The organism is Dorea sp. AM13-35, assembly GCF_003473885.1.
Taxonomy (GTDB): Bacteria; Bacillota; Clostridia; order Lachnospirales; family Lachnospiraceae; genus Dorea_D; species Dorea_D hominis.
Map to the genome: position 1 here is coordinate 101,532 of NZ_QUCZ01000005.1, position 24,407 is coordinate 125,938.

At 42.6% G+C, this 24,407-nt stretch carries 20 protein-coding genes; 14 read left to right on the forward strand and 6 right to left on the reverse strand.

The genetic code is table 11. From position 1 onward, the window contains the following. Window positions 1-205: 205 nt before the first annotated feature. Window positions 206-1,339 (reverse strand): HAMP domain-containing sensor histidine kinase, encoded by a 1,134-nt coding sequence (locus DW152_RS07180; RefSeq protein WP_118288284.1) that lies wholly within the window; start codon window positions 1,337-1,339, stop codon window positions 206-208. Next, complete coding sequence (locus DW152_RS07185; RefSeq protein WP_021860566.1) at window positions 1,336-2,010, reverse strand: response regulator transcription factor; 675 nt, start codon at window positions 2,008-2,010, stop codon at window positions 1,336-1,338. The genes DW152_RS07180 and DW152_RS07185 overlap by 4 nt, the downstream gene beginning before the upstream one ends. A 197-nt stretch (window positions 2,011-2,207) precedes the next feature. Between DW152_RS07185 and DW152_RS13820 the strand changes: the two genes are divergently transcribed. From DW152_RS13820 to DW152_RS07200, 3 genes are read left to right on the forward strand one after another with little or no spacing between them, the layout of a single operon-like run. Beyond that, on the forward strand, window positions 2,208-2,279 hold the full coding sequence (locus tag DW152_RS13820; RefSeq protein WP_330416744.1) for a CD1871A family CXXC motif-containing protein: 72 nt from the start codon (window positions 2,208-2,210) through the stop codon (window positions 2,277-2,279). After that, on the forward strand, window positions 2,272-3,165 hold the full coding sequence (locus DW152_RS07195; protein ID WP_021860568.1) for a 4Fe-4S binding protein: 894 nt from the start codon (window positions 2,272-2,274) through the stop codon (window positions 3,163-3,165). Before DW152_RS13820 ends, DW152_RS07195 begins: the two co-directional genes overlap by 8 nt. Window positions 3,166-3,167: 2 nt before the next feature. Further along, window positions 3,168-4,172, forward strand: a complete 1,005-nt coding sequence (locus DW152_RS07200; protein WP_118288285.1) for a TlpA family protein disulfide reductase — start codon at window positions 3,168-3,170, stop codon at window positions 4,170-4,172. Between the two features lie 187 nt (window positions 4,173-4,359). Here the strand turns inward: DW152_RS07200 and DW152_RS07205 are convergent, their stop codons facing one another. Further along, complete coding sequence (locus tag DW152_RS07205; protein WP_118288286.1) at window positions 4,360-5,346, reverse strand: cation diffusion facilitator family transporter; 987 nt, start codon at window positions 5,344-5,346, stop codon at window positions 4,360-4,362. Between the two features lie 644 nt (window positions 5,347-5,990). Between DW152_RS07205 and ileS the strand changes: the two genes are divergently transcribed. The 5 genes from ileS (at window position 5,991) to DW152_RS07230 (ending at window position 14,129) form a co-directional block, all read left to right on the forward strand. Continuing rightward, entirely contained in the window at window positions 5,991-9,149 is a 3,159-nt protein-coding gene (gene ileS / locus DW152_RS07210; RefSeq protein WP_118288287.1) for an isoleucine--tRNA ligase, read from the forward strand. Window positions 9,150-9,182: 33 nt separating this feature from the next. Next, window positions 9,183-11,657, forward strand: coding sequence for a glycogen/starch/alpha-glucan phosphorylase (locus DW152_RS07215; protein WP_021860572.1), 2,475 nt, complete (start codon window positions 9,183-9,185; stop codon window positions 11,655-11,657). Between the two features lie 67 nt (window positions 11,658-11,724). After that, window positions 11,725-12,801 (forward strand): SpoIID/LytB domain-containing protein, encoded by a 1,077-nt coding sequence (locus tag DW152_RS07220; RefSeq protein ID WP_118288288.1) that lies wholly within the window; start codon window positions 11,725-11,727, stop codon window positions 12,799-12,801. A gap of 87 nt (window positions 12,802-12,888) precedes the next feature. After that, on the forward strand, window positions 12,889-13,695 hold the full coding sequence (locus DW152_RS07225; protein WP_021860574.1) for a M23 family metallopeptidase: 807 nt from the start codon (window positions 12,889-12,891) through the stop codon (window positions 13,693-13,695). Window positions 13,696-13,823: 128 nt separating this feature from the next. Continuing rightward, window positions 13,824-14,129 (forward strand): GIY-YIG nuclease family protein, encoded by a 306-nt coding sequence (locus tag DW152_RS07230; protein ID WP_117537994.1) that lies wholly within the window; start codon window positions 13,824-13,826, stop codon window positions 14,127-14,129. On the opposite strand, the gene trhA is transcribed toward DW152_RS07230, so the two are convergent. Both trhA and DW152_RS07240 read right to left on the reverse strand, forming a co-directional pair. Beyond that, entirely contained in the window at window positions 14,067-14,732 is a 666-nt protein-coding gene (trhA, locus tag DW152_RS07235) for a PAQR family membrane homeostasis protein TrhA (protein ID WP_118288289.1), read from the reverse strand. The genes DW152_RS07230 and trhA overlap by 63 nt on opposite strands. Before the next feature lie 215 nt (window positions 14,733-14,947). Continuing rightward, entirely contained in the window at window positions 14,948-15,562 is a 615-nt protein-coding gene (locus DW152_RS07240) for a hypothetical protein (protein WP_021860577.1), read from the reverse strand. Between the two features lie 294 nt (window positions 15,563-15,856). Here DW152_RS07240 and DW152_RS07245 point away from each other — a divergent pair, with 294 nt between their 5' ends. Next, on the forward strand, window positions 15,857-16,384 hold the full coding sequence (locus tag DW152_RS07245) for a spore maturation protein (protein WP_021860578.1): 528 nt from the start codon (window positions 15,857-15,859) through the stop codon (window positions 16,382-16,384). 182 nt (window positions 16,385-16,566) lie between these two features. Here the strand turns inward: DW152_RS07245 and DW152_RS07250 are convergent, their stop codons facing one another. Next, the gene (locus DW152_RS07250; RefSeq protein ID WP_118288290.1) at window positions 16,567-17,196 is read right to left on the reverse strand and encodes a hypothetical protein; all 630 of its coding nucleotides are present in this window, start codon (window positions 17,194-17,196) and stop codon (window positions 16,567-16,569) included. Between the two features lie 451 nt (window positions 17,197-17,647). Between DW152_RS07250 and DW152_RS07255 the strand changes: the two genes are divergently transcribed. From DW152_RS07255 to DW152_RS07275, 5 genes are all read left to right on the forward strand, one after another. Next, window positions 17,648-19,018 (forward strand): Wadjet anti-phage system protein JetA family protein, encoded by a 1,371-nt coding sequence (locus tag DW152_RS07255; protein WP_021860580.1) that lies wholly within the window; start codon window positions 17,648-17,650, stop codon window positions 19,016-19,018. Beyond that, window positions 19,015-19,659: a DUF4194 domain-containing protein gene (locus DW152_RS07260; RefSeq protein ID WP_118288291.1), complete on the forward strand. Its 645-nt coding sequence runs from the start codon at window positions 19,015-19,017 to the stop codon at window positions 19,657-19,659. The genes DW152_RS07255 and DW152_RS07260 overlap by 4 nt, the downstream gene beginning before the upstream one ends. Then, window positions 19,610-22,978 (forward strand): ATP-binding protein, encoded by a 3,369-nt coding sequence (locus tag DW152_RS07265; RefSeq protein ID WP_118288292.1) that lies wholly within the window; start codon window positions 19,610-19,612, stop codon window positions 22,976-22,978. Before DW152_RS07260 ends, DW152_RS07265 begins: the two co-directional genes overlap by 50 nt. A 100-nt stretch (window positions 22,979-23,078) precedes the next feature. Next, on the forward strand, window positions 23,079-23,900 hold the full coding sequence (murI, locus tag DW152_RS07270; protein ID WP_118288293.1) for a glutamate racemase: 822 nt from the start codon (window positions 23,079-23,081) through the stop codon (window positions 23,898-23,900). A gap of 236 nt (window positions 23,901-24,136) precedes the next feature. Next, on the forward strand, window positions 24,137-24,325 hold the full coding sequence (locus tag DW152_RS07275; RefSeq protein ID WP_021860588.1) for a DUF7336 domain-containing protein: 189 nt from the start codon (window positions 24,137-24,139) through the stop codon (window positions 24,323-24,325). Window positions 24,326-24,407: the final 82 nt, after the last annotated feature.

Here is a 24,407-nt window from a genome sequence, read left to right on the forward strand (position 1 = left end):
TTTTGATATATCCACCTTTTAGATACTGATGCAGAAGACGATGACTTGCCCTTCCAATAATATGCGAATCAACAAAAATAATGCAAAATCGGCGGTCTAATTTGACCGCCGATAAAAAATCAAAAAATTTACACACTTTGCTTGACAAACCCAAAGGTCCGGTGGACCTTTTTTAGTCGTTATCGTAACACACCCTTTTTTTGTGCTATCTTTCTTTCGGCAGGCTTACGAGAATGGTAGTTCCTTCTTTGGAGCTTTCTTCCACTTTTACAGACCCGCCGTGAAGTGAGGCAATCTCCCAAACGAGAGAAAGACCAAGTCCTACGCCGCCATGGGCGCGGCTGCGGGATTTATCGACACGGAAAAATGGCTGGAAAATGCTTTGCTGATCTGCTTTGGCAATTCCAAAACCATGATCTTTTATCCGGATCAGATGATATTTCTTATCTTCACAGACGGAAATGCGAACAGCGCCGCTCTTTCGGTTATAGCGAATTGCATTTTCAGTAAGATTAAAAAGCATACGATAGATTAAAGTATCGCTTCCAATGAAACGGGCGTCTCCATCGGAAGACAGCGCGATATGTTTCTCTTCGGCGAGAGGGGCAAGGTCGGTAAATATTTCCTCCACCATCGGAGCAAGTTCGATCGCATCCTCACATGGTACGCTGTTGAGCTCGCTCATTTCCAGAAGGATTTTCGTCATCTGTGACATGCGTTCTGTCTGTTCTTTTATAAGATCGAGAACGTTGCGCGTCTCATCGTCTACATCCGGGTGTTCCATGGAAAATAAATCCATTTGTGCCTGCAAAAGTGCAAGCGGGGTGCGAAGTTCATGGGCAGCATTGCCGGTGAATTGCCGCTGGCTTTTGAATCCTTCATCAAGACGGTCGATCATACTGTTGAAAGAGCGACAGAACTGTCGAAACTCCGGAAGCACATCTTCACTCACTTTCATATCTGATAAATTGTCAGGCTGTACTTTTTCAATCTGAGAGGCAAAGCTTTTCAGTGGCTTTAGTGCATGTCCACTGACAAAATAAGCGAGCGCCGCGCCAAGCAGTGTGACAGCCGCTGTAATATACCAGCTTGTCAGACTGAAGGAGTTCTGGGCGCCGCTTACAATGATCGTAAGCGCATTATCGAGGTCCTTGCTGCTTGGGTCAAAGGATTCGGTTTTGTCGCTGTTTGTATCACTGTAAGTAGAGATGTCATTTCCAATTGTATCCATATAATGCTTACCGGAATAGCCGATCAGGCAATTCATAAGTACGCATGTGACACAGATTAAAACGGCAGTCATTAAAGTGATCCGCCATTGTAAAGATAATTTTTTCATTGGCGTTCCTCCATTACGTATCCTTCTCCTATGCGGTTGTGTATCGGGTCGTATCCTAAAGCGGTGCGCAGCTTCTTTCTGAGAGAAGAAATATGCACTCTTATGGAATTGCTGAAATTATCGACGCTGCTGTCCCACACATGTTCAATAAATTCTTCCTGGCTGATCGGACGCCCCTGATTCAACATTAGATATTCTAAAATCCCCGTTTCCTTCCTTGTAAGAGAAATGTCCGAACCTTTGGCAGAAGCTTTGCGTGCCTTTGTATCAAAGGAAAGCTCCTGGCAGGTCAGCACGACGTCGTGCTGTGTGAATCGTCGAAGTGTAAGAGCACGTATTCTTGCGGCCAGTTCTTCCAAATGAAATGGTTTTGTAAGGTAATCGTTGGCGCCGGCATCTAATCCGGCAACTTTATCGGCGACTTCGCTTCGGGCCGAAAGGATCAGAACTTTCGTATCAAAATCATTTTCTCGAAGTGCCTTAAGAACGCTCATGCCATCTTTTCTTGGAAGGTTAAGATCCAAAACGACAAGGTCAAAATGATCCACAGCGAGCATGTCGATCGCAGTCTGCCCATCGTGGCAATAATCTACACTGTATGAAAGGTGTTTTAAGCTGCGTACGATCGTGTCGCAGAGCACCTTCTCATCTTCTACTATTAAAATATGCATATATGTTTCCTCCTGGTATCAGTATAGCATATGGACATAAAATCTTTGTTAAGTTTTGCTTCTTAACAAGGATTTTATACATGCCGTGTTATAATGAGGCAGAAATGAAGGGAGTGATCAAATTGTTTCATAGAAAAAAAGCTATGATCCAGGGCGCTTTACTAATAGCCGCGATATGCATGGTATGCTTCGGAGCAATGCGAGGCGAAGTGGATTCAGTATTCAGTAAGGCAATCCGATTGTGTCTGGAGTGTGTTGGCATTGGATAAGAATAAGAAGAAAAAAACATCTATAATTATAAGTCGTTTCCGTGGATGGATCCAGGCGGGAGCGGCGTTGCTTACAAATATACATTTGCCAAATTTTATAAAGGGGAGTATTTACCAAGGTAAAGGGAAAGCCGTATGTGTGCCGGGATTGAACTGTTATTCTTGCCCCGCGGCAGCAGGTGCCTGTCCGATCGGCGCATTTCAGGCAGTGGTAGGCGCATCAAAATTTCGCTTTTCCTACTATATAAGTGGATTTCTGATCCTGATCGGTGTCCTGTTGGGGCGTTTTGTATGTGGATTCTTATGTCCTTTCGGCTGGCTTCAGGATCTGCTGCATAAGATTCCTTGCAAAAAGTTTTCCACAATGAAGTTAAAGCCTCTTCGTTGGATCAAATATATCGTGCTTTTATTCGCGGTTATCCTGCTGCCGGCTTTTCTTGTAAATGATGTGGGAATGTCGGATCCAATTTTCTGTAAATACATTTGCCCACAGGGTGTGTTGGAAGGGGCCATCCCGCTGGCCATCGTAAATGAAGGAATCCGTCAGGCGCTTGGAGCATTATTTACAAGGAAATTAATTATTCTGCTTGTAATCGTAGTATTAAGTATTTTATTTTACCGTCCGTTTTGCAAATGGATCTGCCCATTAGGTGCATTTTACGCATTGATGAATAAAGTATCCCTCTTAGGTATCCAAGTGGACGATCGTAGATGCATTTCCTGTGGAAAATGTGCCCGCGTATGCAAGATGGATGTGGATATCACGAAGACACCTGACCACACGGAATGTATCCGCTGTGGCAAATGTATAAAAGAATGCCCGGCCGAAGCACTTAGGTTTCGATATGGTTTTAGTAAAAATAATAAATGTAAAGGAGATAAATAATTATGATGAAAACAAAACTTTTAAAAACAACAGCTGTAACAATGACACTCATTTTAGCACTTGGACTCAGTGCATGTACTTCTGGTAACAGCAAGGATAGCGGCAAGGATAGCAGCTCCGGGAAAACTGCCCAGACAGAAAGTGACAGCAAAAATAATCCGGACAGCAAAGAAGAAGCGGCAAAGCTTTATCAGAAGCTGATGCAGAAAGAAAATGATATTCTGGCAGCCAACTCCAAGCTTTGGAAAAAAGTATTCCTGGCAGCCAATAAGAACAATCCGATGATTGAAGATGGTACAAACTATGGAGATTTTCTCCTTAAGACAATCGACGGTGCGAAGGATCAATTTTCAAAAGACGAATTGAAAACATTGAAAGAAGGAGCAGAAGAAATCAAGAAGATCGAAGGAAGACTGACTGTTTTAGAACAGAAATATCCGGATTGCGGAACGAAACCAGGTTCTGGCGACAGCGTGGATGCAAGCGAAGCAGGCATGAGTACATCCGATAATAAAGATGATAAGAGTACAGAAAAAAGTAGTGCGATAAGTTTCCCAGGCTTCAAAGGAAAAGATCTTGACGGCAATGCAGTAGACAGCAAGAAGCTTTTTGCGAAAAATAAAGTGACAGTCGTAAATTTCTGGTTCACTACATGCAACCCATGTGTCGGTGAGCTGAAAGATCTGCAGGCGCTCAATAAAAAGCTTCAGAAAAAAGGCGGCGAAGTGATAGGTGTCAACACCTTTACAATCGACGGCGACAAAGCAGCCATCAAAGAAGCGAAAGATATTTTATCAAAAAAGAAAATTACTTACAAAAATGTATGGTTTGCCACAAATAGTGAAGCAGGAAAATTTACTTCCGGACTCTTCTCTTACCCGACGACATACGTCGTTGACCAGAAGGGTAATATCGTAGGAGAGCCAATCGTAGGCGCCATCACAGCGAAAGATCAGGCAAAGAGACTGAATGAGCTCATTGATCAGGCAATCGAAAATGGGAAATAATTCTTTGTAATTGTTGCCTGCAGTTGATATGCATTTTATAACTGAAATGTATAAAGCAAGGGCGAAAGCTTGATTTTATACAAGCCTCTCGCTCCTTGCTTTATATTCTTTATATCCTTACTAACAATAAAGACAATTCCTATTGGTATTTTCACGTTTCCTGTTGCAATTGGGAGTGTACAATTATTTACACTTCCCTTGTTCCTTCCTGCATTTCTTGCATCTGTTCTTCAAGAATTTTCTGCTCCAGTGCAGCTTTCTCTGCTCCGGTGAAAGCAATATCCGGCAGAAGTTCAAAATAAAAATCAGGATATTCTTCAGCGAGAGCTGCAATACACTCTGACTGGATGGCTTTGAATTTAGCAAGTGATACGAGGTCCTTTTCAAATGTGATATAGACACTGATCCACAGCTTACGTCCTGTACGCAGAATATCATAATATAATTTCTGGTAACCATAAGTGCGGATGATCGGTTCCACAAGGTTTTTGATTTCTTCAATGGTGTCCTCTTCCGGTGGGATCAGCATAAGATCACGGAATGCTGTGATAATAGTGCGGATCGGTGCCGGAAGCATGATGACAGACAACGTAATCGTGATAATCTGATCCAGGTAAGGAATAACTGGTTTAAACCATGCAAATGGCAGCAGTATCGGCAGTAAAAAGGCAACTGCCATGCCGAGAGACAGAAAGCTGTCAATTTTCCATCCCTGCATTTCCATATTGATCATAGGAGATGCCATCGTTTTATTTTTTATACTCAGATAAATAGTGACTACAATGCCAAGGAAACATGCGAAAAATTCAAATGACGCAATCGTATGGAAGGATACGATGTGCCCGCCGTGGAGCATCAGATGAATATTATTGAAGATCAGTCCGAATGTTACAGAGACCATGGTGATTCCTTTGACAACAACGAAGATGGATTCAATCTGGGTGTATCCAAACGGATGCTGTTCATTGGATGGGCGGTATAGCAACGGAATAAGGAAAAGCGATGGCAGTAGCATGCAAAATTCTACTCCATCATAGACTGCATCCAGAAGCACTGCCTGTGAACCTGTAAAAATAGCCATGAGAAGCTCGATAACAACAAAAATCAGATTCCCGTATAAAGAAACCGACATAGCTGATTTTTCTCTTTTCTGCGCTTTCTTACCTATATGCATAAAATCCTCCGAATATTGTAATTTTTTATTTTAGTATAAAAGAAAAAAATAAAAATGGCAAATAAAACCTTGACGAAATAAAGCGAAAACTCGTATAATAAGAACGCATATGAAAAGATATAAAACGTTGACGGAGACAGTACGATATAGCAGAACGTCACAGCGAGCCGGAGATGGTGGAAGTCCGGTACAAGTAACGATATCCGAAGATCACTTCCGAGTTGCAGACATCCAAAAGCGCAAGCTTAGTAGATGCTGACGGCATTTCCCCGTTACAGGAAAAGCATATGATAGTATGTTTAGGTGGTTTATAAACGCAGGCACAGCTTTCGTCCTATACAGGATGGAAGCTTTTTTTATATAATAGAAATTGCATTTCCTATTATATAAAAAAGCCTCCGGCAGGATGCGCACTCGCGCGAAGAGGTAGATTGTTGTAAACAACCGCGCTCAGCGCGGGAATGTGCCAAGGCACATTCTATTTTATATATCCTATACATGCAAAAAATGTTAATATTCATCCCAATTTTCCCCCACGATGTGGAAAAAAGATGTGGAAAATGTGGAAAACTATCAAAAGATATTAAAAGGGGACGGGGATTTTCTAGAAATGCCCCGTCCCCCATCAGAGAAGGAGGAGAATCATGTATAAGAAAGTTTCGACAGACATGAATTTTGTAGACCGCGAGAAGGCTACAGAGAAGTTCTGGGAAGAGAATCACATTTTTGAGAAGAGTATGGAAGACCGTGAAGGCTGTCCACAGTATATGTTTTACGACGGACCGCCGACAGCAAATGGTAAACCGCATATCGGTCACGTACTGACTCGTGTTATTAAAGATATGATCCCGCGTTATCGTACAATGAAGGGATATGAAGTACCGAGAAAGGCCGGATGGGATACACACGGTCTGCCGGTTGAGCTGGAAGTTGAGAAAGCTCTTGGACTGGACGGAAAAGAACAGATCGAGAAATATGGTGTAGAGCCATTTATTAAGAAATGTAAAGAAAGCGTATGGAAATACAAAGGTATGTGGGAAGATTTCTCTAATACTGTAGGTTTCTGGGCTGACATGGATGATCCGTATGTTACTTATCACAATGACTTTATCGAGTCTGAGTGGTGGGCACTGAAGAAGATCTGGGACAAAGGTCTTCTGTACAAAGGATTCAAGATTGTTCCTTATTGCCCTCGTTGTGGAACTCCGCTTTCTGCACAGGAAGTAGCACAGGGATATAAAGATGTAAAAGAACGTTCTGCAATTGTACGTTTCAAAGTTGTCGGAGAAGATGCATATTTCCTCGCATGGACAACTACACCTTGGACACTGCCGTCCAACATCGGTCTTTGTGTAAATCCGGAAGAAGACTACGCAAAAGTAAAGGCTGCTGACGGATATGTTTATTACATGGCACAGGCGCTTCTGGATACTGTTCTTGGTGGACTTGCTGAGAAATCAGGAAACGAAGGTCCGGATTATGAAATCCTGGAAACATACAAAGGACAGGATCTGGAATACAAAGAATACGAGCCGCTGTACCAGTGTGCATATGACTGCGCAGCGAAACAGAATAAAAAAGCATTCTTCGTTACATGCGATACTTATGTAACACTGACAGATGGTACCGGTGTTGTTCATATCGCACCTGCATTTGGTGAAGACGATGCCAAAGTCGGACGTAAATATGACATGCCGTTCGTACAGTTAGTAGACGAAAAAGGTGATATGGGAGAGACTACACCATTTGCCGGTATTTTTGTAAAGAAAGCAGATCCGGAAGTATTAAAAGATTTGGATGAGAGAAAACTTCTCTTCGACGCGCCGAAGTTTGAACACAGCTATCCACACTGCTGGAGATGTGATACACCACTGATTTACTACGCTCGTGAGTCATGGTTTATCAAGATGACAGAAGTTAAAGACAATCTGATCGCCAACAACAACACGATCAACTGGATCCCGGAAAGCATCGGAAAAGGACGTTTCGGCGACTGGCTGGAAAATGTCCAGGACTGGGGTATCAGCCGTAACCGCTACTGGGGAACTCCGTTAAATATCTGGGAGTGCGAGTGCGGATGCCAGCATTCAATCGGAAGTATTGAAGAACTGAAATCTATGTCAGACAACTGTCCGGATGAGATCGAATTACATCGTCCATATATCGACAATGTAACGATCAAGTGTCCGAAGTGCGGCAAGCCAATGCACCGCGTACCGGAAGTTATCGACTGCTGGTTTGACAGTGGATCTATGCCGTTTGCACAGTACCACTATCCATTTGAAAATCAGGATCTGTTCGAGAAGCATTTCCCGGCAGACTTTATTTCCGAGGCGGTAGACCAGACACGTGGATGGTTCTATTCCTTACTGGCTATTTCCACACTGATCTTCAACAAAGCTCCGTATAAGAACGTTATCGTTCTGGGACATGTACAGGATGAGAATGGACAGAAGATGAGTAAATCCAAGGGAAATGCAGTTGATCCGTTTGATGCACTGGAGAAATATGGAGCAGATGCGATCCGCTGGTATTTCTATGTAAACAGTGCACCGTGGCTGCCGAACCGTTTCCATGGAAAAGCTGTTGTAGAAGGACAGAGAAAATTCATGGGAACTCTGTGGAATACTTATGCGTTTTTCGTACTGTATGCAAATATTGATAATTTCGATGCAACAAAATATGTACTGGAATATGATAAATTATCTGTTATGGATAAATGGTTATTATCCAAATTAAATACACTGATCAAAGACGTAGATGATCATCTTGCAAATTACAGAATCCCGGAAGCAGCAAGAGCACTTCAGGAATTTGTAGATGATATGAGTAACTGGTATGTAAGAAGAAGCCGTGAGCGTTTCTGGGCAAAAGGAATGGAGCAGGATAAGATCAATGCTTACATGACTCTGTACACAGCGCTTGTTGAAGTGAGCAAGGTTGCTGCACCGATGATTCCGTTCATGACAGAAGATATTTACCAGAACCTCGTAAGAAGTCTGGATGAGAGCGCACCGGAGAGTATCCATCTGTGCGATTATCCGACTGTAAATGAGGAGCACATTGACAAAGAACTGGAAGATAACATGGAGAAACTTCTGAAACTGGTTGTTATGGGACGTGCCTGCAGAAATACTGCAAATATCAAAAACCGTCAGCCGATTGGAAAAATGTATGTGAAAGCTGATTTTGAACTTCCGGAGTTCTATCAGGAGATTATCGAAGACGAATTGAATGTAAAAACTATGGAATTTACACAAGAAGTTCGTGATTTCACCTCCTATTCTTTCAAACCTCAGCTAAAGACGGTAGGTCCAAAATATGGTAAAATGTTAGGTGGAATCAAAGCTGCACTTGGCTCATTAGACGGAAACGCAGCAATGGATGAGCTGAATGCAACCGATTCTTTAAAACTGGATATCAATGGACAGGAGATTACTTTATTCCGCGAGGATCTTCTGATTGACACTGCACAGATGGAAGGCTATGTATCTGAAAATGATAACGGAATTACCGTTATTCTGGATACGAACCTGACAGAAGAACTTCTGACAGAAGGATTTGTACGTGAGATCATCAGCAAAGTACAGACGATGCGTAAAGAAGCCGGATTTGAAGTTATGGATCAGATTGCGATCACATACGAGGGAACCGAGAAGGCTGAAAAGATTTTCGCGGAGCATGCAGATGAGATCGCCGGAGAGACTCTGGGCATAAGCGCAGTGAAACAGACACCGTCAGGATATGTGAAAGAATGGAAGATCAACGGAGAGAAGGTAACACTCGGCGTGGAAAAACAGTAATCTGTGCCCCTCCGTAAAGAAAGGAATGTGAAAATGATCAATCCAAGATTTGAAAAACAGGCGTTTAAAAAAGAAGTTAAAAATAATGTAAAAACCCTGTTTCGTAAGACAATTGAAGAAGCAACCCCGCAGCAGTTATTCCAGGCAGTCTCTTATGCTGTAAAAGAAGCGATCATCGATGACTGGATCGCGACTCAGGAACAGTATGAGAAAGATGATCCGAAGATGGTTTATTACATGTCTATGGAATTTCTGATGGGACGTGCGCTTGGAAATAACCTGATCAATATGACCGCTTACAAAGAGGTGAAGGAAGCTTTAGATGAGCTTGGCATCGATCTTAATGCAATCGAGGACCAGGAGCCGGATCCGGCTCTTGGTAACGGCGGTCTTGGAAGACTGGCAGCTTGTTTTTTAGACTCACTTGCAACACTGGGATATGCAGCTTACGGCTGTGGAATCCGCTACCGCTATGGTATGTTCAAGCAGAAGATTGAGGACGGCTATCAGGTAGAGACTCCGGATAACTGGTTAAAAGACGGAAACCCGTTTGAACTGAAACGTCCGGAGTATGCCAAAGAAGTACGTTTTGGCGGAAACATCCGTGTAGAGTATGACGAGCATGGAAAGACACATTTTGTACAGGAAAATTACGAATCTGTACTGGCTGTTCCGTATGATTATCCGATTGTCGGATACAACAACCATATCGTCAATACTTTACGAATCTGGGATGCAGAGCCAATCGTAGACTTCCAGTTAGATTCCTTTGACCGTGGAGATTATCACAAAGCGGTTGAGCAGCAGAACCTTGCGAAGAATATCGTAGAAGTGCTGTATCCGAACGATAATCACTACGCAGGAAAAGAACTGCGTCTGAAACAGCAGTATTTCTTCGTATCTGCAAGCTTACAGGCAGCAATTGCCAAATTTAAGAAAAAACATACAGATTTACATGAACTGCCGGAGAAGATTACAATTCAGATGAACGATACACATCCGACTGTAGCAGTTGCAGAGTTAATGCGAATCCTTCTGGATGAAGAAAATATGGAATGGAACGATGCATGGGAGATTACAACAAAGACCTGTGCTTACACAAACCATACGATCATGGCAGAAGCACTGGAGAAATGGCCGATCGACCTGTTCTCAAAACTGCTTCCTAGAGTTTACCAGATCATTCAGGAGATCGACCGTCGTTTCGTAATCCAGGTACGTGAGATGTATCCAGGAAATGAAGAAAAAGTTGCAAAAATGCAGATTTTAAGAGACGGACAGGTGAAGATGGCACATCTGGCAATCGTTGCCGGATATTCTGTCAATGGTGTTGCGCGCCTGCATACAGAGATCCTGAAAAAACAGGAGCTGCGTGATTTCTACGAGATGATGCCGGAGAAATTTAACAACAAGACAAACGGTATCACACAGAGACGTTTTCTGATGCACGGAAATCCGCTGCTTGCAGATTGGGTAACAGAAAAACTCGGAACAAAAGACTGGATCACAGATCTGCCGAAGATGTCCGGACTGAAAAAATGGCTGGATGACGAGGAAGCTCTGAAAGAGTTTATGTCTATCAAATATGAAAATAAAGTACGTCTTGCCAAATACATCAAGGAGCATAACGGTATCGAAGTAGATCCGACATCTATTTTCGATGTGCAGGTAAAACGTCTGCATGAGTACAAACGTCAGCTTCTTAACATTTTACACGTCATGTACTTATACAATCAGATTAAAGAGCATCCGGAGAAGAGCTTCTATCCAAGAACATTTATCTTTGGAGCGAAGGCTTCCGCAGGTTATATCCGTGCAAAACAGATCATTAAGCTGATCAACTCCGTAGCAGATGTTGTAAATAATGACCGCAGTATTAACGGTAAATTGAAAGTTGTATTTATCGAAGATTACCGTGTATCTAATGCTGAGTGGATTTTTGCGGCAGCAGATGTCAGTGAACAGATTTCTACAGCATCCAAGGAAGCATCCGGAACCGGTAACATGAAATTTATGTTAAATGGTGCCGCAACTCTGGGAACGATGGATGGAGCAAATGTGGAAATTGTAGAAGAAGTCGGAGCGGATAATGCATTTATCTTTGGTCTGAGTTCTGATGAAGTTATTAACTATGAGCAGAATGGTGGATACGATTCACGCCAGATCTACAACAGCGATCCAGAACTCAAACGAGTGGTTGACCAGCTGGTAGACGGTACTTATGCACAGGGTGATACAGAGATGTACCGCGATCTTTACAACTCACTGTTAATGCCACAGGGAAATAATCAGGCAGATGTATATTTCATCCTGAAAGATTTCCGCTCTTATGCCGAGGCACAGGAGAAAGTAGAGGCAGCTTACAGAGATAAAGACAGATGGGCTAAGATGGTCCTGTTAAATACAGCATCCTGCGGTAAGTTCTCATCAGACAGAACGATTCAGGAATATGTCGATGATATCTGGAAACTGGACAAAGAGACAATTTCAGAAGAAATTTACGAATAAAATTTGCAAATAAATTTGTGAATAAGCAGACAAGTCCTTCCATACAGTGTATGGGAGGGCTTTTTGTATGCATAGATATTTGAAAAAAGCAGTGTGTTATCTGGCGATACTGATCTGTGTGCCGTATTTTGTGACAGCATTTTTAAATGGCTCCGGGCGGGGAGGAAGCGTGGAAGTGGATGAGACGTATGTGCGGGTGGAGAGTAGTGAGTCGGGAGATGGCTCGGGAAATGGTGCAGATATAGCAGATGGGGATGAGAATGGCGGTGGCTCGAAAAATAGAGATGGTTCGGGAGGGAGAGATGTGGATGACGATAGTGTGAAGAACAGTGGATCAAAAGAGAGAAATGGAAATAATAGTAATTTGAGAGGTAGTAAGAAAATTATAGAAATGCCCTTAGAAAATTACGGAATTAGTGTCATGGCGAAAGAAATGCCCGGTTCATACAGAAAAGAAGCATGGAAAGCGCAGGCAGTACTTGTGCGTACCGCAATCTGCAAGAGAATGAACCACGACGGAAGTGATACTGTACTTGAGCAGAGCTATCTGACCGATGCACAGAAAAAACAGTTGTGGGGAAGCAATAAATATTATTCCTACTATAATAAATTAAAAAAAGCGTGGGAGGAGACGGATGGCGAGATCCTGACATGGAAAGGAAAACCGGCGTATGCACCATTTTGCAGGCTGACAAACGGAAGTACACGAGATGCAAAAGAGTCGCTGGGTGAAGAATATCCTTATCTCAAAAAAGTGACCTGTCCGAAAGATCTGGAAAATGAATGGCAGATCCAGACAACAATGGAGAAAAAATTAGATGCAAAAGTGACTGCACTCGATAGCGCCGGATATGTGAAAAAAGTGCGGATTGGGGAAGAAATAATGAGCGGTGAAGCGTTCCGGGAGAAATATCATCTGGTGTCGTCGAGTTTTATTTTACAAAAATACGCTGGAAAACTGCGGATTATCACATGCGGTGTCGGACATGGATACGGAATGAGCCAGTATACGGCAAATGAAATGGCGAAAAAGGGAAAAACTTATAAGGAGATACTCGGTTATTTTTATAAAAAGACGAAAATCCGGGAGGTTGCGGAGATCGTACAGGGGGAAGGAGGACGTAAAAATCAGGTGGGAAAGTAGGTGATAATATAAAATTTAGAAAATGAATAAACTATGTGAATAAGGTTACCATGCGCTGGCAAAAATAAAGTCAGAGGTGGTGATTAGATGAATCAAGAGCAAAAAAAGAGACCAGGGCCGAAAAAAAGAAAACGAGGGCCTGCCGTTGCAGCCGTTTTGTGTTTTGTGGCAGCTATCGCAATAGTAGGAACATATACATTTAAAGACTACAAACAGGCGCAGAAAGAACAGTTGCAGGCAAAAATGGAACAAGAGAAGAAAGAAGCCGGAACGGACAAGATTGTGAACGAACCGGAAAAGAGTGCAGAAGAAAAAGGCGAAGGAAACACACCATTAGACAACGTCCCGAATACAGAAGAACCGGATAATAACGATGAAAATACAGGAGCCGGAGAAAGTACATCTGATAATGAAAATGATTCAGATGGAACAACAGCCGGAGAAACACAAACAACCGGAAGTCGGGCAATATCCGGATTTGACGGGAAGAGTGAACTGCTCTGGCCGGTAGACGGCAGCATCCTGATGAACTACAGCATGGATAAAACCGTGTACTTTAAGACATTGGATCAGTACAAATACAATCCGGCAGTTATTTTCTCCGCAGAAGTCGGAGATCAAGTCATAGCAGCAACAACAGGCGTCGTAAAATCGATTGACAAAACTGCACAGACCGGAACAACCGTAACCGTTGATATTGGTAATGGCTATGAGCTGATTTATGGACAACTCAAGGAAGTGCCGGTGAAGACCGGGCAGTCGGTTACGGCAAAAACAACACTCGGTTATGTTAGTGAACCGACCAAATACTACAGCGCAGAAGGCAGTAATGTTTATTTTGAAATGCGGAAAAATGGGCAGCCGGTCAATCCGATTGAGTTCTTAGTCGAATAGGGGACGGGGATTTTCTAGAAAATCCCCGTCCCCTATTCGAAAGTCCCTGTCCCTTTTTCGTAACTGGACGGGATATCGTGGATAAGTTATACTGTGATGTAGATAAGATGTGGAAAGATGTGTGGAAAATGAATTATACATATATTTTAAAATGTGCGGATGGCACGTTATACACAGGCTGGACGAATGATGTGGAAAAGCGTGTGAAAATGCATAACGAAGGAAAGGGCGCCAAGTACACGAAGTACCGGCGCCCAGTTGAGCTGGTTTATTATGAGACATTCCAGACAAAATCTGAAGCTATGCGACGGGAGTATGAGATCAAACAACTGCCGCGGAAGAAGAAAGAGCTTCTGCTCGCTACATTTCAATTAACGGAGAACAAAGTTGTACATAACGATGAAGTGGCAGAAGCTTCCACCCATAACGAATAAGTGGAAGATCTCATGACTTCCGAAATTCTTATGATGGCTGTTGAAAATCGGCAGTTTCAGTGCGTAGATCACGCCGCCGACAGTGTAAATGATACCACCTGTAAGGAGCCATCCGAAAGCTGCCTGTGACATGGAGTTAAGAAGTTGTGTAAATGCAAGTACGCAGGTCCAGCCCATGCCGATATACAGAACGGAAGATACCCACTTCGGGCAGTTGATCCAGAAAGCCTTGATGATGATTCCGGCGATCGCAATACCCCACACAATAGAGAGCAAAATGATTCCGGTTTTGCCACCAAGCACAAGCAGACAGATCGGAGTGTAGCTTCCGGCGATCAGGACACTAATCATCATATGGTCGATTTTTTTCAAAATTTTATTAATCCGCGGCGTGCGGTTAAATGTATGGTATGTGGTGCTGGCTGCATAGAGCAGAATCAGGCTGACCGCATAAATCGCAATGGAAATAATATAAATGCGGGAAGGCTCTCTTGCTGCTTTGATCAGAAGTGGAATAGCTGCAAAAATTGCCATTAACATTCCGATAAAATGAGTGATCGCGCTTCCTGGATCTTTGATATATTTTTGTATTGTATCTGACATAAATACCGCCTCCTAGAAATTGATAGTTCGACATGTAGTTTTCAATACTACGTTTATTTATATCCATATTATATCTCAAAAAATAAAAAAAGCAACCCCTGAAACAAAAAATTTGAAAATCAAAGTATTTGGTGACTATTATGTGTTTTCCATATATAGAAAAATAAATATTTGTATAGCTACTTTTTAACATATCAATATGAAAAGAAGCTTTTCTAATAGGGGTGATGATTCTTGTATTTACAATATAAGATAGCGGTCAGCGTGCTAGCGCTGGTCGCAAGAATTCCGGCACCGGTAATGGCAGCAGGATTGACACTTCCGTACTGACTGCGGTATGCAATAATATTTACTGGAATCAGCTGTAGTGAGGAAATGTTCAGAATGAGAAAATTACACATTTCTTTGCTCGCAGTGCCTGGAGGAAGCACCGGACCGGGAGCTTTTCCAGACCGCCGTTCCTTTTCCAAATCTGAAAGTGCCTGCATGGCATTTAATCCGGCAGGAGTCGCAGCCCATCCAAGCCCTAATATGTTGGCAATAATATTTGTAGAAATATGTGGTATTGCTTTATGGGAAGAGGGTAGTTCTGGAAATAAAAAATGTAGGAAGGGCAAAAGTTTCGCAGAAAGTTTCCGGATCATGCCTGCTTCCTGGGCGATTTCCATCATTCCGGTCCAAAAAGCCATAACTCCTGAAATTGTGATGCAAAGCGTCACTGCTTCTTTAGAAGAATCCAGCGCCGCTTTTGTTATTTCCGGAATCTGCCCGGTGAATGCGGCGAAGAAAACACCTGCAATGATCATGCCTGCCCAGAGAAGATTTAACATAGGATACCTCGAAAGCATTTTTTATTACAAACTTAAAGTATTTTATGAAAGAAAGGAAAAAGTTATGCTTAAGATAAAGGAGATATTTGCAACAAAGTGTGCATAGAATAAAAAAATATTCCGGAATAAAAAAATAAGAATTTATAAAGAAAAACAGCCATACAGTAATAGTATAGAAATATTGGTATAGGATTAGGGGAGTAAAAAAGGAACGATATGCAAGTATCATAGCTGTTGTTTTTTGACATTTTGATTAGAAAGAACAAAAATATATGCTAAATGGAGAATCTGGAAATGAAATGGTTTCTTATCGTGTCGGATCTGCTGATTCCGATGATCATTCTTGGAATTTTATGCTATGGAATCCTGCAGCAGGTTGCGGTTTATGATGTATTTGTAAAAGGCGCGAAAAGCGGTTTTCTGACTGTGGCGAAAATCATACCGACAATGGTAGGGCTTATGGTGGCAGTCGGAATCTTGAGGGCTTCAGGCTTGCTGACTTGTCTGTCGGAAGAAATCGGAAAGTTTACGAAATGGATTGGCTTTCCGGGCGAATTGGTGCCGCTTACAGTTGTAAAGATGTTTTCTTCTTCGGCAGCAACCGGTTTGCTATTAGATATTTATAAGGAATTTGGGACAGATTCGAGAAACGGATTAATTGCGTCCATCAGCATGGCAAGTACCGAAACGATTTTCTATACAATGAGTGTGTATTATATGACAGCAAAAGTTACAAAGACGAGGTACACACTGACTGGTGCATTGCTTGCAACTTTCGCCGGTCTTGCAGCAAGTGTGATACTTGCGGGAGCGATGTTGTGATTATTGACAGAGACGAGATACGCTTTTTCATATCTCGCTCTGATTAGCGGCCGTCAAATGCACCTGTATAAATGCGTGCATTTTCCTCGTAGCTATAACAAAATCCTACCTGGAAATTCCAGACCGGATCATATAGTAAAATTGATTTTAAGTTAAATACAAAATAAATATGAAACAGATAGCTATTTAGTATCTTTATTTTTACGATCGCTCTTATCTTTTGGATTCTTCATGATCCAGAAAGCGCCAATAATGCCGACAATATAAAGGATGCTTAAAAGGATTGTCGGATTGTCTTTTAAAAGATAAGTAACTGCAATGACAGCGGCAAGTGAAAGTAAAAGCTGAACCAGTGTGAAAATGCGTTTTTCGCGTTTCTCTTTTGCCTGTTGTAAAAGTTCCATGCGATGCTGTTCTAACCGGAGATATTCCATCAGATCCTCGTCTTTGATGTGGGAAAGAATCCACTGATCTCTGGAAAAATTATCGGAAGGATCGTCAATCGTACGATAATGAGCTGATCCGGTAGTGTCTGCATTTATAGTGTCTGCATTTGTAGTGTCTGCATTTGCAGTGTCTGCATTTGTAGTGTCTGCATTTGTAGTGTCTGCATTTGTAGTGTTTGCATTTACAGAATCATTTTTCATGGAATCTGTCTTAACGGAATCTGAATTTTCAGCAGCAGAAGTTTTCTCCTCAGTTTCTTTTGTAGCATTTTCATTTCCTGTATTTTTCTCAAAAGGAGTTACCACATTTTCAGTGGTGTTATTCTTTTGCTCTTCGGTTGTTTCTTTCATGATTGTTTCAGCCATGTCTGTTCCTCCATTTTATAACGTACGTGGCAGGTCTCAAAGTGTGTCATCCGTCTCTGAACAAGTTCAGACGGATACCGCCTTTTGCACACTTATATATAATCCCATCGGATTGCTGCGTACTGCGTACTCTCGCGTCTACGCTCCGCTTCGGTCGGCGCTAAGCATGTGTCGCTGGCACATAGCGCCCGCCCCGCTATTCGCATATCGTGGAGCTTACGCTCCTCTTACATGCTCATAACGTGGCAGGTCTTAAAGTGTGTCATCCGTCTCTGAACAAGTTCAGACGGATGACACACTTTTATCCCTTGGTATTATATACATTATGACAGGAAAAATAGAACATTGCAATGGAAGCCGGAAACATTTATACTAAATGATGGATTTTAGTTGTTGTTTGCAGATGGTTTGTGGGCAATAACGGATTTGGATTATAAAATGGAGAAAACAGATGCAATTAAGAAATGAAATCCCGGATACGTTCTGGAGTTTATTCCGTTCGGTGAACCGGGACATTTATATTGAAGCACTGTTGTGCATCAATGAAGAATATCAATATAATAATTATTTTCTGACGAGGGAAGTGTGTATCCAAGTGCTGGGGGACATGAATGCGAGAAAGCGGTTCAAGCTCCAGTGGGAGGAAAATGAGACAGAGTTCGACATGCTGGAGACGCCATCGTCGAGGATTCTGAACTGGCTTTTGAAGACCGGATGGCTGAAGCGGATTGAAGATTATCAAACGCTGGTTACGAACATTGTCATTCCGGATTATTCGGCTGTTTTTATTGAGGCGTTTGAGCGGCTGTCTTCAGAAGATATGCAGGACACGGAAATCTATATCCAGAATGTGTATGCGACATTATTTTCTTTTAAGAACGACAGCAGGGCGAACCTCGGAATGCTGCGGACGGCGCTTGTCAACACGAAGCGGCTGAATAAAGCTTTGCAGGATATGCTTCATAATATGGATAAATTTTTTGCAAGACTTCTGGAGCAGAATAATTATGAAGATCTGCTACGGGAACATCTGGATGGATATGTGGAAGAAATCGTACAGAAGAAATACCACATTTTGAAAACATCGGATAACTTCTATATTTATAAGATGGATATTAAAAAATGTCTGCGCGACATGCGGGAAGATGAAGAATGGATAGAAGAGATCCGTACCCGGGCGGCGCAGATGGGTGATACGAAAGATGATGTGTTGGATCTTCTGGATCAGATCGAGCGTGGATTTGATGACATTGAGCACCGGATCGCCAATATGGATAAAGAGCATGCGAAATATGTGCGTGCGACAGTGACGAGACTTAACTATCTGTTAAGTGGTGAAACGGATACGAAAGGTCTGGTCGTGCAGCTCTTGAACCGCATGTCCCAAACGGAGGATGCGCAGGAACAGGATGCGATGATCCGTGAAACCGGGGAGCGGATGAATCTCTCGCTTTTGGAAATTCTTTCGGAGAAATCGCTGTATAAGAGACGAAGACCAAGAACGGATTTTATCAGTAAAATGGCGCCGGATCAGGCATTGCCGGATCTTGATAAAGATGATGTACTCAAGCTAAACCGGATTCAGATGCGCTACAGCAGAAGCCAGATTGAGGAATTTATTGAGTCTTATATGGACGGAGAAGTAATGGACGCTTCCAAGATTTCGCTGATGGATGAAGAGGCGTTTGAAAAACTGATTCTTGCTTACGATTACAGTACAAGAAAGAACAGTAAATATATGGTGCTGGAGGAAGAACCGGATCAGATTGAAAATGGTTCTTATAAATATCCGGCACTCAAATTTGTAAGGAGACGCTTATGATCGAATATTTTGAACAACTTTCGCAGGAAGAGCAGGAAGAAATAACAGAAGTTATCCAGATTCTGTACCGACAGACCTTTGTTCTGGAGCGGAAGTTTGATAAAAGACAGGGACGCATGGTTCCGGTGAGAGAATATCGTGTGTTGAGCAAACATCTGGAATTTATCCGTGCCTACTTCAAAGTGGCAGGAATTACTTTGCGGGAAAATGCGCATATGGGTGTGATTTACATTCAGGGCGAACAGCTCTGGGGTGAGAAATTATCGCGGCTTGCGACGATTTATCTGCTTGTTCTGAAACTGATTTACGATGAGCAGATGGAGACGGTTTCTTCGAGCAGCCACATTGTGACAACGGTTGGCGCATTAAACGGTAAAGCCGGCGAGTTCCGCGTGCTACGCGGTCTGCCGTCACCGACCGAAATGCGCAGAACGATTGCACTTTTAAAAAAATACCAGATCATAGAACCACTTGATGTTCTGGAAGAATTAAACGAAGAGACGAGACTGGTCATTTACCCATGCATTCATACGGTACTTCTGGGCGATGACCTGCGGGCATTATTAGAGACATTCAGTAAGGAGGATACTATTGGAGACGAAACAACCATTCAAAATACTGTCGAAGATCTGTCTGAATAACTGGCATTACATTGATCAGAAAATACTGACATTTAGTGAAGGAATTAATTTCTTCACCGGACATTCGGGAAGTGGAAAATCAACCGTGATTGACGCGATGCAGATTGTATTATATGCAAATACAGACGGACGTGGATTTTTTAATAAAGCGGCAGCAGATGATTCCGACCGTTCCCTCATTGAATATTTGCGTGGAATGGTCAACATTAATGAACACAATGAATTTCAGTATCTGAGAAATCAGAATTTTTCCAGCACGATCGTACTGGAATTAGAGCAGAGTGATACAAAAGAAAAGCAGTGTATCGGCGTTGTGTTTGACGTAGATACAGCGACAAATGATATCAGCAGACTGTTTTTCTGGCACATGGGAGGTCTTCTGGAAAATAATTACCGTACCACATCCAGATGCCTGACGACGATGGAAATGCGTGAATATTTACAGCGTTCTTTCCCGGCGGAGCAGTTTTACTGTGGACCGAGCAATGAGAGATTCCGCCGCCAGATGTATGATATTTATCTTGGCGGACTGGATGCGGAGAAATTCCCACGACTTTTCAAACGTGCGATTCCATTTAAAATGAATATTAAACTGGAAGATTTTGTGAAAGAATATATTTGCATGGAGCAGGATATTCATATAGAAGACTTGCAGGAAAGCGTTATGCAGTATGCGAGAATGCGAAGCAAGATCGAGGAGACATTGAACGAAATTCAAAAGTTGCAGGATATCCATGGCAGATATGAAGCATTTCAGGAGAAAGAAAAAGAAGTTCTTTTATGTACTTATCAGATTGACCGCCTGGAAATGCTGAAGCTGAAAGGACAGATCCAGGCCTGCATGGATAAGGAAAAAGTGCGCAAAGAAGGCACCGGTGAGCAGGAAGCAATTTTATCGTTGCTTAAGAAAGAAGAAGTTGAACTGCAGAAACAGTATGAAGAGATTATTTTAAGAATTGCGAACAGCGGATATGCAAATCTGGAAGCTGAACTTGCGGCGGTAAATGAGACACTGGAACATTTACAGACAAGCCAGGGAAAATGGCAGCAGATCAGTGACCGGCTGGAAGCATGGAAAGAGCAGGATGTGGTTTCCAACCAGATGCTCTGGGACATGGAAAAGTTTACAAAAGGAACGATTATGGCAGAAGAACTGGAGCGTCTGCAGGAGAGCTTTGGCGAAGTCCGCGAGGAACTGGAAGAGCAGAGACAGGAAGCACAGATGTCGCTCCGCAAAGTGAAGAAAGAAGAGAAAGAGGCAAGAGAAGAGTTAAAAGAGCTGAAACAGGGAAAGAAAGCTTATCCGAAAGAGCTGGAGGAAGCAAGATATGAGTTGCGCAACCGCCTACATGAGAAGTGCGGAAAGTTTGTAAATGTGCAGATCCTTGCCGACCTTCTCGATGTGAAAGACGAGACATGGCACAACGCTGTCGAAGGTTATCTTGGCAACAACAAGCTGCTTCTGATCGTGGAACCGAAGTATGCAAAAGAAGCGATGGAACTGTATGAACAGATGGATCGGAAGAAATACCACCGCGTGTCCATTCTCGATACAGAAAAAGTGGTGGCAGGCGCAGGCAAGGATGGCTATGCAGTCAAAGATAACGGACTTGCAAAAGAAGTGAAAGCGAAAGAAGCATATGTGCAGGATTATATTGATTTCTTCCTTGGAAATGTAGAAAAATGTGATTCCGTAGAACAGCTCCGTAACTGCAAGATCGGTGTGACACCGGACTGTGTATTGTATCATAGTTTCCGTTTGCAGCATATGAATCCGGATCAGTACACAAGAAGAGCGTACATCGGTGAGACGAGTATGCGTCAGCGTGTCCGCCAGCTGGAAGAGCGTTGTGAGAAACTGGTAGAAGAACGCATGCCGCTGCAGGAATTATTAGAAGAGATCAAGAAGACCATGCAGTTGGAAATGCTCTCCCAGCCGGCAGAAGAATATCTTACTTTGCAGGCAGATGCAGAGAAGATTACAGAGCGTGAGAAACGGAAAAGTCAGCTTGTAAAACAGATGCAGCAAATGAAAGAAGCGTCTGTGGATGCTTGGGAGGAGGAAAAAGAAGACATCCGTAAGAAACAGGATGTAAAGAAGGCACAGATCACGGAAGTGCAGGAAGCAATCTGGAAGCAGACGCAGGAAATGCAGCAGTTGCAGGAAGAACGTCTCCATGCGGAAGAAGCGCTGCTTGTGCAGAAACAGAAAATGGAACAGAGCAAATGGGATGACGCTTACGAACAGGAATTTCAGGAATATCTTGCAGGCAGACGCTCGGAAAATTATGAATATTTACAGAAACAGAAGATTGCTTCACGGTATCCGAAGATGGATGAGCGGGAAGAGGCTTATCAGAAGCTGGTAGAAGAAAGAAGTACTTATCTCAGAAGTTATGCGAACCGGACATTTTCTGCGACAAACAGAGACAATGAAGCATATGACAGACTGCTGGATGAGCTGCAGTGTGAAGAATTAGAGACATTTAAGGATGCAGCAAAAGATCAGGCAAGGGCAGCAGTAGAGCATTTCAAAGACGATTTTATTTTTAAGATCCGCAGTGCCATAAGAGAAGCTTATCAAAGACAGGATGAGCTGAACCGCATTATCAGTAAGCTTGATTTCGGTAAAGATAAATACCAGTTTGTCATTACGAAGAACAAAGGACCGGACGGAAAATATTATAAAATGTTCATGGATGATTCGCTCCAGATCCATCCGGCGTCACTGGATGACGGTATGGAAAATCAGATGAATCTTTTCACGATGGAGCATGAGGAGCAGTACGCGGATCTGATGGATGAGTTGATCAGTATTTTCCTGCCGCCGGAGAATGCAACACCGGAAGAGCTGGAAGAAGCGAAGAAAAATATGGACAAATATGCAGATTACAGAACGTATTTATCCTTCGATATGCAGCAGATCGTGCATGGCGAAAAAGACATGAAAATCGGCTTGAGCAAAATGATCAAGAAAAATTCCGGCGGAGAAGGGCAGAACCCGCTGTATGTGGCACTTCTTGCCAGCTTTGCACAGATTTACCGGATTAACCTGTCTCCGAAAATGCACCGCAACCCTACAATCCGTCTCGTTGTGCTGGACGAAGCGTTTTCCAAGATGGACGCTGAGAAAGTGGCAAGCTGTATTTCGCTGATCCGCGGACTTGGATTTCAGGCGATCATCAGTGCTACGAATGACAAGATCCAGAATTATCTGGAGAATGTCGATAAGACATTTGTCTATGCCAATCCGAATAAACGGCACATTTCCATCCAGGAGTTTGAGAAGTGCGATTTCGATGAGTTGGTTGAGGAGTAAGTGCCTGTGATCAGGTGGCGAACATTTTCGCTGAGTATGGAAATCCGAACTCGAGTGTGATATGATAGTTAGCATATAATGAAATCAAGGGAGTATGATTATGAGTCAAGAGATTACAAATACAGCACCGATTGGAGTGTTTGATTCTGGTGTCGGCGGGCTGACGGTAGCGCGGGAGATCATGCGTCAGCTTCCAAATGAAAATATCGTTTATTTCGGAGATACGGCGCGTGTGCCATACGGAAGTAAATCCAAGGATAACATTATCCGGTTTTCCAGACAGATCATCCGTTTCTTAAAGACGAAAAATGTAAAGGCAGTTGTAATCGCCTGCAACACGGCAAGTGCGCTTGCGTTGGAAACTGTGCAGAAAGAGACGGATCTTCCAATTCTCGGCGTAATTGTTCCGGGAGCGAGAGCTGCTGTGCAGGAGACGAGAAATAACTGCATCGGAATCGTCGGAACCGAAGCGACGATCCGAAGCGAGACATATAACAAAGAGATCCATAAACTGAATCCGGATATCAAAGTCATCGGGAAACCATGCCCGCTGTTCGTACCGCTGGTAGAAGAGGGATTTGCAAAACACAGCATTACAAAAGAAGTCATCGACATTTACCTGTCTGAGATGAAGAAAACAGATATTGATACGATGATCTTAGGCTGTACTCACTATCCGCTTCTGCGTTCCAGCATCCGGGAATATTTCGGAGAGAGCGTACATATTGTCAATCCGGCATATGAGACAGCCATGGATCTTAAAAAAGTGCTGGCAGAGAACGGAATGGCGAATTCGTCTGAAGGAGAAGCGTCCTATGAGTTCTATGTCAGTGATGCGGCGGAGAAATTTACGAAATTCGCCGATTCGATCCTGCCTTATGATGTGACGACCACGAAGGAAGTCAATATCGAGGAATATTAAACAAAATAAAAAAATTTATAAAAAAGTGTCACGAAATACCGTTTCCGATTGTTACTTATAGTAGAGCAGTAGGAGCGGTATTTTGTTACAATTTTTTCAATAAAATTATAAAAAATTGTAACAAAAACAGAGTTTCAAACGTTGTAGTAGAAATGAAGAAACATTTACAGGAAACTTATGGAATTTCGGATATGAATTTAAAAGCAATTAGGCTTAACGAGATGGAGTGATGATTTATGTATGTATATCAGTTGACACATGTGAGAGGTGTAGAGATTAAAGTGATAGGTTACTTCGGAAGCTGGAAGAAAGCGCGGCAGGTGATGAAGAAATATCGTTCACAGGTACAAGGATTTAAAGACTATCCGCGGTGTTTCAAGATTAAGAAACTGCGAGTTAATCAGGATGATTTTTATTATGGATAAGAAGAACTATGTTCAAATGAAGAACGATGGACGGAAAAATTTCACACAGAATGACATACGGTTTAAACTGGATTGTTGAGAT

Bases quoted from the DNA above. Each gene is read 5' to 3' on its own strand.
- DW152_RS07200 (WP_118288285.1), top strand. From the start codon at position 3,168: ATGATGAAAACAAAACTTTTAAAAACAACAGCTGTAACAATGACACTC.
- DW152_RS07215 (WP_021860572.1), top strand. From the start codon at position 9,183: ATGATCAATCCAAGATTTGAAAAACAGGCGTTTAAAAAAGAAGTTAAA.
- DW152_RS07250 (WP_118288290.1), bottom strand. From the start codon at position 17,196: ATGGCTGAAACAATCATGAAAGAAACAACCGAAGAGCAAAAGAATAAC.
- DW152_RS07245 (WP_021860578.1), top strand. From the start codon at position 15,857: ATGAAATGGTTTCTTATCGTGTCGGATCTGCTGATTCCGATGATCATT.
- DW152_RS07260 (WP_118288291.1), top strand. From the start codon at position 19,015: ATGATCGAATATTTTGAACAACTTTCGCAGGAAGAGCAGGAAGAAATA.
- DW152_RS07205 (WP_118288286.1), bottom strand. From the start codon at position 5,346: ATGCATATAGGTAAGAAAGCGCAGAAAAGAGAAAAATCAGCTATGTCG.
- DW152_RS07185 (WP_021860566.1), bottom strand. From the start codon at position 2,010: ATGCATATTTTAATAGTAGAAGATGAGAAGGTGCTCTGCGACACGATC.
- DW152_RS07240 (WP_021860577.1), bottom strand. From the start codon at position 15,562: ATGTTAAATCTTCTCTGGGCAGGCATGATCATTGCAGGTGTTTTCTTC.
- DW152_RS07180 (WP_118288284.1), bottom strand. From the start codon at position 1,339: ATGAAAAAATTATCTTTACAATGGCGGATCACTTTAATGACTGCCGTT.
- DW152_RS07220 (WP_118288288.1), top strand. From the start codon at position 11,725: ATGCATAGATATTTGAAAAAAGCAGTGTGTTATCTGGCGATACTGATC.
- ileS (WP_118288287.1), top strand. From the start codon at position 5,991: ATGTATAAGAAAGTTTCGACAGACATGAATTTTGTAGACCGCGAGAAG.
- DW152_RS07230 (WP_117537994.1), top strand. From the start codon at position 13,824: ATGAATTATACATATATTTTAAAATGTGCGGATGGCACGTTATACACA.
- DW152_RS07225 (WP_021860574.1), top strand. From the start codon at position 12,889: ATGAATCAAGAGCAAAAAAAGAGACCAGGGCCGAAAAAAAGAAAACGA.
- trhA (WP_118288289.1), bottom strand. From the start codon at position 14,732: ATGTCAGATACAATACAAAAATATATCAAAGATCCAGGAAGCGCGATC.
- DW152_RS07255 (WP_021860580.1), top strand. From the start codon at position 17,648: ATGCAATTAAGAAATGAAATCCCGGATACGTTCTGGAGTTTATTCCGT.
- murI (WP_118288293.1), top strand. From the start codon at position 23,079: ATGAGTCAAGAGATTACAAATACAGCACCGATTGGAGTGTTTGATTCT.
- DW152_RS07275 (WP_021860588.1), top strand. From the start codon at position 24,137: ATGTATGTATATCAGTTGACACATGTGAGAGGTGTAGAGATTAAAGTG.